The 7,585-nt window shown below is 34.7% G+C and carries 9 protein-coding genes; 2 read left to right on the top strand and 7 right to left on the bottom strand.

What is annotated here, in order from left to right; translation table 11 throughout:
* Positions 1-533: 533 nt before the first annotated feature.
* The 6 genes from FTV30_RS15005 to FTV30_RS14980 form a co-directional block, all read right to left on the bottom strand.
* On the bottom strand, positions 534-1,313 hold the full coding sequence (locus FTV30_RS15005) for an APH(3')-VI family aminoglycoside O-phosphotransferase (protein WP_002011642.1): 780 nt from the start codon (positions 1,311-1,313) through the stop codon (positions 534-536).
* 935 nt (positions 1,314-2,248) lie between these two features.
* Positions 2,249-2,464 (bottom strand): hypothetical protein, encoded by a 216-nt coding sequence (locus FTV30_RS15000; RefSeq protein WP_002011639.1) that lies wholly within the window; start codon positions 2,462-2,464, stop codon positions 2,249-2,251.
* Positions 2,454-2,750: a BrnT family toxin gene (locus tag FTV30_RS14995; RefSeq protein WP_002011632.1), complete on the bottom strand. Its 297-nt coding sequence runs from the start codon at positions 2,748-2,750 to the stop codon at positions 2,454-2,456. The genes FTV30_RS15000 and FTV30_RS14995 overlap by 11 nt, the downstream gene beginning before the upstream one ends.
* Positions 2,751-2,790: 40 nt before the next feature.
* Positions 2,791-3,291, bottom strand: a complete 501-nt coding sequence (locus tag FTV30_RS14990; RefSeq protein WP_025464991.1) for a hypothetical protein — start codon at positions 3,289-3,291, stop codon at positions 2,791-2,793.
* Positions 3,288-4,211 (bottom strand): MobA/MobL family protein, encoded by a 924-nt coding sequence (locus FTV30_RS14985; protein ID WP_002011644.1) that lies wholly within the window; start codon positions 4,209-4,211, stop codon positions 3,288-3,290. Before FTV30_RS14985 ends, FTV30_RS14990 begins: the two co-directional genes overlap by 4 nt.
* Positions 4,211-4,366, bottom strand: a complete 156-nt coding sequence (locus tag FTV30_RS14980; protein ID WP_161772599.1) for a heme exporter protein CcmD — start codon at positions 4,364-4,366, stop codon at positions 4,211-4,213. The genes FTV30_RS14985 and FTV30_RS14980 overlap by 1 nt, the downstream gene beginning before the upstream one ends.
* A 280-nt stretch (positions 4,367-4,646) precedes the next feature.
* On the opposite strand from FTV30_RS14980, the gene FTV30_RS14975 reads away from it, so the two are divergent.
* Both FTV30_RS14975 and FTV30_RS14970 read left to right on the top strand, forming a co-directional pair.
* Positions 4,647-5,063: a conjugal transfer protein TraD gene (locus FTV30_RS14975; protein WP_025464995.1), complete on the top strand. Its 417-nt coding sequence runs from the start codon at positions 4,647-4,649 to the stop codon at positions 5,061-5,063.
* A gap of 160 nt (positions 5,064-5,223) precedes the next feature.
* Positions 5,224-5,682, top strand: a complete 459-nt coding sequence (locus tag FTV30_RS14970) for a hypothetical protein (RefSeq protein ID WP_180001864.1) — start codon at positions 5,224-5,226, stop codon at positions 5,680-5,682.
* 363 nt (positions 5,683-6,045) lie between these two features.
* Here the strand turns inward: FTV30_RS14970 and cfr are convergent, their stop codons facing one another.
* Positions 6,046-7,095 carry a 23S rRNA (adenine(2503)-C(8))-methyltransferase Cfr gene (cfr, locus tag FTV30_RS14965; protein ID WP_180001863.1) on the bottom strand — a complete coding sequence of 350 codons (1,050 nt, stop codon included), beginning with the start codon at positions 7,093-7,095 and terminating at the stop codon, positions 6,046-6,048.
* Positions 7,096-7,585 lie beyond the last annotated feature (490 nt).

The following is a 7,585-nucleotide window of genomic DNA, read 5'->3' as shown; positions in this document are numbered from 1 at the left end:
TTCTTGACTCAAGCATTAATGCAGTACGATCTTCAAAGTTAAGATGATGGTATGACAATTTTATATACTCCATAAACCCTTTAAATTAATTAGGTGGTTTATGTCGCACTTCAAGTTTTACTCTGCCAAGTATTGATATTATTAAAGCTCTTAAGATAATTTAACATTCGTCATTTCCCATAAGAATTTAATAAAATACTATATGGCTGACAGATAGATAAAAGACTAAGAAAAGAAAAGCAGACAAAAAAATACCATCGATAATAAAATTGGTTAAAAATGTTGCACGATGAAATTTAAATAAACTTGCAAAGCTAATAAATTAACACTTTTATATTCAAAAAAACTTAAATCACAAGTTAAGCTAATAAACAGTTTTAGCTATTTTAAATAAGCTCATTTTAAAAACCAAAATTTAGATTTATTGGTGATATAAAACTTTAAATCAATAGCTCCACTAACGCTCTTCACTTATTTATTTAAAATTTAGCGACGTAAAAAGACAATTAAGTATTTTTAGATAATGCTTGGAATCAATTCAATTCATCAAGTTTTAAAAAATAATTCCTTTTGTCAGGTCTATCATTTTTTAAATGCTTTAAAAATATTTTAGCAGTTTCCTCCGATGCATCCTCTCTTAGGCAACGTTCAACAAAGGATATATCTACAAATTCATCTGCTAACCCAGCACGGCCAAGATCTAAAAAATAAATTTCATTGAATTTATCTATAAAAATATTACTATCCGTGATATCGCCATGAGAAAAAACCAATCTTTCTTCAACACGAGTCTCAGTTAACTCATTCCATAGACTTAGGTAAGTTTTATGGTCTCCCCATAATTCAGCGTCAAAATCATCTTGATCTATATCGTCAAGGAGTTGGTTATCAATAAAAAATTTTGACTCTTTTAACCGATGATCAATGTTTGAAATAAATGGACAATCAATAATAGCAACTGAATTTAACAGATTGAGTGCCTCCTTATAGATAGCAAGCAATTCTTGGTCTGTTAAAAAAAGCGCTGAAATTGGTTTTGCATTGATCGCTTTAGTGATCATGAATTCAAACTGCTCATCCTGAAAAGTCATGATGAGTTCAGGCACCTTTAATTTCTCAGAGAGCCAACTCAACATTTTCGCTTCGCGAGAGACACTGTATGTGGTCTCTGTATATAAAGTGCTAGATCGCTTAAGAAAAAAAGTTTCATTATTTCGATTAAAAGAATAAACATCCGATGGCGACTGACCAATTTTATTTGGCTCTAAAACACTGTTTCCAATAAATTGTTGAATAATATTGGGCAATTCCATCAAGTTTTCCTTTTATTCAGCATTAAAACCCCGCAAATGCAAGGCCTAGTAAATAGATGATCTTAATTTGGTTCACTGTAGCAAAAATATGGGGCGAATTCAAAACTGGTTCAATAGCCTAAGCAGAAAAAGGAGTATTTGATTATCCGCACTACTATACTTCCTAAAAAAAAATGCTCTCAACTTCTCAACTCGTACCCAAAGCGTCGCACTTCGTGCTTTGGCTTTGGAAACGGTTGAGAGAGTTTCGGCAATACTCTCCCTAAAGGCGGTCATTTAAAAAAATGACGCATCCTTTAAGTATTGCCGATTTACCGCATATTCTTTTGGCTTCGGAGCCACGTATATCGGTCGTATCCGCACATAGCTTTGCAAACTATGCAGACAAGGACTAAAGGTCTTGCACCTCTCCCCACACGCTCCCTGTCGAAGTATGGCGGTATCTCTGCGAGGGTTTCCCCAACATACAACTTAACCAACCTATACAACTACTCTTAACGCTCCGCTTTTGTGAGATTCCCCTGTAGCGGTTTAGCCTTTCGACTATCGCTACGTTGCACCAGTGACACTTATTCCCTCCACATGCAACGCATGCCAATCCGTAAAACGGACACGCAGGAGCAGGCAAAGCTCGATCTAGGATGCTTATTTGATGATTTAAAACACGGATTAACGAAGACTTATCATTTTGAGTCTTGATCTAAACACTGTTTATTGTGAAAATAGAGTTCAGGTACAAGCCTTTGTGTGAAATCTGCACGAGTTGGTAGCTCTGCTGATCTTCGTTACTTGATGTTCCACCATCAAATAACTGCGTACCGCTGAATATAAAGCGAAAGCCCATTGAGTTGCAAGATTCAATGGGCTTTTTCTTTGATCAATCAGATATTAAGACAAAAAAGAGAGGTCATATCTAATCATGACTAAATCCCTAATCAAGCACGTTTCAATGCCATAATATGGCGAACCATATCGTTAATATGTTGTTTTGTTTCATTATCTTGTGAACTTAACCATGCAACTACATCAGCATCAAAAGCCTGTGCTTGAGCTATGGTATGGCGTTCCTGTAATTTCTTCACAAAGCTAGGTTTAACCAATGGCGCATTGGTAGGGTCAAAATTTTTATAGCGTTCTAGTTCATTTTGCATTGCTGTACCTCCGCTTTTGGTGATGTGATGGTTCAAATGCAGTGATTATTCTCGCAACATCTCCACGTTCAACCCAAACCACTGTTAATAGTCTACCACGATTGCTTAAACCGACTGATATTAGTCGTTGTTCATCATAGTGTCCTACATCCTCAAAAGAGATCAATGCAGGATCAAGGAAAATACTACAGACCTCCTCGAACGTGATTTCTCGCCCTCGATAGACTAAATCCATTTTTTGGTCATGCCATTCAAATAACAAGCCGTAATATTCAATTAATGGCATGATTACCTCTTTTCCTCTCGTGAAATAAAAAATATGCCTATTATTTTGGGTCTATGACACAAAAATCTCCATTTTTTCCATATCCGCACTGCTTTTTCATCACACGAACACACGGTTTAGATTCCTCTCCAACAGTACAGCTTCCAATATCAAACTGGATACCTTGCTGTCTTAAGCTCTCGATCTGAGGGATATTTTCTAAAGGTTTGATATAAACACTGAATAACCAAATGATGCCAAGCATCAGAATGGCGAAAATGCCTAAAATAATGGTGATGATTTTCCATGAAAATTGATCACTAGTTGATTCAATCGAGTTTTTTAAATGTCCAAGTGCCTTAGCGGTCTTGATAAGCTCTGCTGTACCCTCCTGTAAGCCCGTATTTAGCGATTTTGATACAGTGCTATGGGTTTGCTCTGCGATGACCTTCTGAATGTGTTCTTTCGTGATTTGAAGCTCTTTAACGGCCTGATTGACTAGGTTCTGCTGTTGTTCTGCAACTGCCATCAGTGCATATAACTTTTTTTCATCAGGTGTCATCGGCTCATCCCTCTAAACTTCATTGTTTTCTGTTGCTCTCGTTCTAATTTCTGCTGTTCTTTGTACTGCTGTAAGGCAAGCTGTTTAAAGCTGGCAAAATCAGCCTTAAAACTCTCAATGCCCTGTTTAATTTCTTTGTCTGAGATAGGGCTGTTTTTGAGGTCTTTCAGGTCGTTTTTAGGGTCGCCTAAATCTAGTCGCTCAAGCTCTTTATAGGCTGTACGTGACTGTTGCAAGGCTTCCCTGATTTCAGGGTCTTTGGCTTGGCTTGGTAAGAGTTTCTTTTCAGGGTCTTTCTCTATGCCTTGCTCTTTGTAGCTTCGCATATCAATACGGCTGTCAATTTGGTGTTTTTCCAAATGGCTATTGCATAAATCCGCCCACCTTTGGCGTAGGTCTTTAATATCAGTTTTTCGTTCCTGGTAACTCTTGCCTGTATTGTCTTTTTTAGCTCCGCCACGTTCAGGATTCTTGCTGTTATAGCGTTTGAAATATTGCTCTGGATCTCGTTCGATTCCATCTTGCAGACGTTCATTAAACATGAGGTGGATGTGGGGCTGATCGTTGCCGTCCATTGCTTTAGGGTTATGAATTGCAAACTGATACGGATATTTTGAGCCAATTTCAGACTGAATAAAGTCTTCAACCAGTTCTAGGCGTTGCTCAGCATTCATCTCTCTAGGCAGGGCAATTTCATATTCTCGATAGGTACTGCCATTTTTACGCTCGTAAAGGTCGGCTGCTTGCCAAAAGGTAATCGGATTATGTTCAGCCCATTTCGGCATATTTCCATAGTCACTATGTTCAAGGTCGGATTGTTCCTGTTTCAGCTTTTTTTCTTCGTCCCGATCAATATATTCGGCATGCGGTGCTGCCTTACCTGCCTTACCAACTTTCACACTTAAACGAGCTATCGCCATTAGGTTTTTTCCTGTGCCTTTTTTCGGTCTAGTTCTTTCTTAAATGTTCTTTGATCGAGTATCGAAGCCCACATCATAATGATGATAATTAGCGGTGCTGCGATCACGCCAAAACTAATATCTTTGATTTTTCCCAATACCTGTTTTAGTTGCATGCTGTTGCTCCTAGCTTTGGTACTTCTTTTTTTCATTCAATTTTCAATTGAACGAAAAAAAGAAGTTTCAGGGTTTTAGGGATGAAGTCCCTAACGTGCTTAGGTTTCTCAATGAAATTGAGAAACGTCTAAGCGCGCCATCAAATTTTTGATGGAAGTACAGGCGATAATCTCCAGAACGACTTTAACAAAATTACGTTACTCGAACGTAAATATTTTGTTATCGTTCTTTGAGTATTGAGCCTGTGCTTTTGCGGTATATGAATTAATGGAATTGAATATGAATAATGATTGGCTGTCTGAAAAAATCACATATATTTCTGCTTTAAAGAATCCTAGTGATGCTCAAAAACTTTTACTTGAATTAGCCAAAATTCAGTACAGAACACCCGACCAAGAGAAAAAAATCAATGCCTTGATCAAAGCTGAAAAAGCCATAGATCGAGCAAATAAGCAAAAAGTTGCAGTTAGAAAATTATTGAATGCCGAAAAGGAAGCAGAACGTAAAGCTCGTACACGTCATCTCATTCAATTAGGCGCACTATTTGAAATAGCTAACCTAGATCAGCGTGACCCAGCCGAATTACTTGGCATTCTTCTAAAAACTGCTGAAATTGATCCTAATGATATGAAATGGCAAATTTGGAAAGAGCTAGGACAAGAAACTTTAAATCATCGTAAAAAAGACAAAAAGTGATTGTTCAGAATTTTTATTCAACTTTATCTAAGCACGTAAAAAACTCATCTATATACAGAGGGTCTAAAAATTATATTTTTGATTTATAAAGATAATTAAAGATTACTTTGCATAAGGTGTATTATCTTAATAATAAGGCAACTAAGGTAGGATGAATTTTATGGCGACTGCAATTCGTGCAGATTATTGTACAAATATGACTATAAACAATTGCTCTTTTTCAGGGTTTAACAATTGTATAGAGATGAACTTTTGTACTAACTTCAATATATTAGGTAGTGGTTTTTTTAATTCTAATAATGCTGTCTTTTTATCTAATTGCTACGGAAAAGGAGCTATATCAAACAACTATACTCATAATGTAAATAATTTAATTTCAGTTGCTGATTCAAAACTAAAATACCCTCTTCCTTCAAAAAATAAGGAAAAGCATAAAATCATAAAAAAAGAGCAGAAGAAAAATAGTTCAATAAGGAATATAGAATTTAATAAAAAAATTAAAGAACTTATTAACTTAGAAGCTAACCAAAAATTTATTAAGAGAAATCATCAGTTAGCTTGTAAAATAAAATATATAAAAGCAAATCTTGGAAAATTAGAAGCTGAAAGAATGCCATAAACATCTTCAAGTATATATTTCATTAACTTACATTTGTATTTAGGGAGAATAAAAAATCCTCCCAATTATTATTGGAAGGATTATCTATTCATTTATACTAAATAAGAGTTTTTTGTCATTCGACAAACAAAACATCTAGTTAAACTGATTTAAAAAAAATGGATGACTAATCCTATATCTTAGTACTTTGAAACTTATTCATTTCAAATTAGAAGAATACAGATTAGTTAATTATCTTCCACCCAGTAGTCCATTCATATTTGAAGAAAATACTAGCATAATTGAGTTATCAAAATAATATTAATTGCATTAATATTATTTAAAAATTCACCTTATTATATCAGCTATATACCTTGTTCAATACTATTGGCTATTTTGATAATTACCATATAATTGACCACAAGCAGCGTCAATATCAATCCCAAATTGACTTCTAATTGTGACATGGATACCAGCAGACTTCAAAACTTTGTAAAAGGCTTCTACCTGCCCTTCGTTTGCTTCTCCATACATCTCAGGTGCACTTATTGTAGGATTGTATCGTATCAAATTTACATGATATAACTTCCCTGATTTATAGCGACTTTTAAGAAGGCTAACAACTTCGTTTGCATGCTCAAGAGAATCATTTACACCAGGCAACATGATATAAGCTATATATACTTTCCTTGAAGTTAATCTTATATGTTCATCGAGTATATTCATTACCTCATCTATTGGGTATCTATCATTTATTGGCATCAATTTGCTGCGTTCCTCACTATAAGGTGAGTGTAATGAAAATGTAAGATTTACTTGAGGATATTCCTGGGTTATTTTTTTGATACTAGGTATAATACCAATCGTTGATATAGAAAGTCTACGAGGACTTAATGCAAATAAATTAGGATCCGTAAACGAATCAAGAGCATCAAATACTTGACGGTTGGCTAGAGCTTCACCCATTCCCATAAAAGAAATGCTATCAATTTGATGACCTAATAAATGGAAGTATAAAACTTGATCTGTTATCTCATCTACAGTTAGGTTTTTTTTCAATCCAATGTCGCCTGTAGCACAAAATTTACACCCAAAATTACATCCGCATTGTGATGATATACAAAATGACTCCCAACCTGCTTTATACTTCATGTTTACCGTTTCTACTTTCTCATTCTTTGATACTTCAAAAAGCACTTTCGTAACTTGCTCTGAATTTTGCTCTGCTAAGAGCTTGATATTCAAAACTGTTTCTCCAAAATTATTTATTAAATCCTCCCTAAGTAATTTTGGAAGAACCTTCATATCCTCAAATCGACTAATTCTTTGTTTAAAAATCGCATTGGTTATTTGTTTTATTCTATAATCAGGCTCATTATTACTTCTTAAAAATTCCTGTATTTTACCATACTTTGTTTTATTATTAAAATTCATTTCTTTCATCCTTTCACAATTTGCTCTAGTGGTAATTAGAATAATTGGAAAGGAGTAGCAGTCCCTAAGAATCAATTTCTTTTTGCACACAAAAAAAACACAGATAAAAATTACCGGTGCCGAAAGTCAAAACATACAAATATGCATATTTCACTACATAAAACAAGTATGTTGATGATCTTGTTTTAAACTTATCCATAGTAGAGGCAAAGCTCCGGCAACTGTTTTTATATCATTGTTTAGTTTAAAAAAGGACAGACTACTCCCTTTAATAGCTAAAATAGCTATTACCTCCTTTCACTAATTAATATACTTAGCCTGTACTGTAACATTTTAATATTCAAATGTAAATATTAAAGTTAGAAAGCCTTCTTTTCTTGACTCAAGCATTAATGCAGTACGATCTTCAAAGTTAAGATGATGGTATGACAATTTTATATACTCCATAAACCCTTTAAATTAATTAGGTGGTTTATGTCGCACTTCAAGT

This window comes from Acinetobacter sp. YH12255 (assembly GCF_013417355.1).
Classification (GTDB): domain Bacteria; phylum Pseudomonadota; class Gammaproteobacteria; order Pseudomonadales; family Moraxellaceae; genus Acinetobacter; species Acinetobacter pseudolwoffii.
The sequence above is the reverse complement of the archived record's forward strand: the minus strand, read 5'-3'. Positions and strand labels throughout refer to the sequence as shown.

Coding starts and splice junctions, on each gene's coding strand:
- FTV30_RS15005 (WP_002011642.1), bottom strand. CDS start 1,313: ATGGAATTGCCCAATATTATTCAACAATTTATTGGAAACAGTGTTTTA.
- FTV30_RS15000 (WP_002011639.1), bottom strand. CDS start 2,464: ATGCAAAATGAACTAGAACGCTATAAAAATTTTGACCCTACCAATGCG.
- FTV30_RS14995 (WP_002011632.1), bottom strand. CDS start 2,750: ATGCCATTAATTGAATATTACGGCTTGTTATTTGAATGGCATGACCAA.
- FTV30_RS14990 (WP_025464991.1), bottom strand. CDS start 3,291: ATGACACCTGATGAAAAAAAGTTATATGCACTGATGGCAGTTGCAGAA.
- FTV30_RS14985 (WP_002011644.1), bottom strand. CDS start 4,211: ATGGCGATAGCTCGTTTAAGTGTGAAAGTTGGTAAGGCAGGTAAGGCA.
- FTV30_RS14980 (WP_161772599.1), bottom strand. CDS start 4,366: ATGCAACTAAAACAGGTATTGGGAAAAATCAAAGATATTAGTTTTGGC.
- FTV30_RS14975 (WP_025464995.1), top strand. CDS start 4,647: ATGAATAATGATTGGCTGTCTGAAAAAATCACATATATTTCTGCTTTA.
- FTV30_RS14970 (WP_180001864.1), top strand. CDS start 5,224: ATGGCGACTGCAATTCGTGCAGATTATTGTACAAATATGACTATAAAC.
- cfr (WP_180001863.1), bottom strand. CDS start 7,095: ATGAATTTTAATAATAAAACAAAGTATGGTAAAATACAGGAATTTTTA.